Below are 799 nucleotides of genomic sequence, written 5' to 3' on the forward strand. Positions count from 1 at the left end.
ACCGCTTTCGGATGAAAAGCGGCGCTTCTGGACGCGCAATAGATTTCAGTCATACGGCCATATACGATGACGAAGATCACGATATTTAAGGCAATCATGGTAAGCTGGATCAGGAAGGATTGTAGCCAGAGTCCGAACAGAGGACCCAACTCCATCGCTTCAAGTTCTGTCCGTAGACTGTCCAGCACATCCGGCGTGATCTCTGTCCCGTTCTGGATAATGCCCGCTGACTGCTGGATCACATGCTGGCTCACATCAAAGACCGCCAGCACGATATTGAAGGTATTCGTCAGGATCATCACAGCCACAAAGGTTTTGAACACCCACTTAAAAAACATCCATGTGTCAACTTCATGGAGGTTGTTGCGTTCTATGAGCATCTGTATCAGCTCATAGGTCATTACAAAAGTGAGGATGACCCCGGCGATTGGCAGGATGGCAGTTTCAGAGATCTGTCGTATCATGGAAAAGACCCCGGCGTTCCAGTCCGCCGGGGTCGTGCCGACCTGTGTGGCGATCTCGCCAACGCTCTGATTGACGTTATCGAAAAGGCCGTCCAGATTCCCCATGATACCATCGACGAGCAGACCTTTCAGCCATTCAACGATTGCGTCGATGATAAAGTCCATACATCAGCTCCTTCTGGAAAAAGGGACAACGGGTGACACTTAGCTGAACAGACCGGACAGCAGAGGGATAAGCTGAAGGCCGATCAGAACGACACCGCCGCCAGCCATGAGCTGCTTAATGCCCTGTGATTTTGCCGCAGGGTTGTCCGACCCGTAACCTTCCAGAAGGT

At 51.4% G+C, this 799-nt stretch carries 2 protein-coding genes; both read right to left on the minus strand.

Features of this window, described 5'->3' with window-relative positions:
• The coding region (locus tag DWY93_RS16825) for a VirB6/TrbL-like conjugal transfer protein, CD1112 family (RefSeq protein ID WP_117472755.1) at positions 1-629 on the minus strand (629 nt) is incomplete at its 3' end.
• A gap of 39 nt (positions 630-668) precedes the next feature.
• The coding region (locus tag DWY93_RS16830; RefSeq protein ID WP_242990772.1) for a Maff2 family mobile element protein at positions 669-799 on the minus strand (131 nt) is incomplete at its 5' end.

Origin of the sequence: Clostridium sp. AF28-12 (genome assembly GCF_003435225.1) — a bacterium.
Lineage (GTDB): Bacteria > Bacillota > Clostridia > Lachnospirales > Lachnospiraceae > Pilosibacter > Pilosibacter fragilis.